Source organism: Lelliottia sp. GFLA7, assembly GCF_056490165.1.
Genome location: NZ_JBWLAQ010000046.1, coordinates 1 through 476, shown reverse-complemented (window position 1 = coordinate 476; position 476 = coordinate 1). Strand labels below are relative to the sequence as shown.

The window sequence follows — 476 nt, the reverse complement described above, 5'->3', positions numbered from 1 at the left end:
CGTCCCAGAGGCCGAGCAGATAGACGGTGTCGAGGCGGAAGACGTCGTAGGCGAGACACGCGAACATCCCCCAACCGAGGCCGTAGCCGACGATGCGGTCGATCGGGTGCGGAGCGACGACGCAGAACACGGCGAGGACGGCCGCGAGTGGAATGATCACCAGCGGGCCAGTGGCTGTCATCGACACGACGCCGAACACGTGTGCCGAGATCGCGAGCAGCGGCAGGGAGGCAAGCAGGAGATACATGCCGATCCGGGCGAAGGCCCAGTGGTGACGGGTCGTCTTCCGGACGGATTCGACGCCGGGCAAGGCTGCGCCCGGCGGCCCGTGTTCGTGCACGTCGCGGACGATGGTGGTGCCGAGGATGCGGGACATGGCGTGGGTTCCTCTCGGTCAGGGACCTCTGGACGAGTGGTCGAATTCCGAGATCCCAGCGTCCGTCGAGCACCTGGCCTGCGGATAGGCCCCCGAGGGA

Annotated in this window: 1 protein-coding gene; it reads right to left on the bottom strand. The window is 67.4% G+C overall.

What is annotated here, in order from left to right; genetic code table 11:
• A partial coding sequence (locus tag AC07RN_RS21060) for a hypothetical protein (RefSeq protein WP_478337230.1) occupies positions 1-376 on the bottom strand: 376 nt, incomplete at its 3' end.
• Between the last annotated feature and the right edge of the window lie 100 nt (positions 377-476).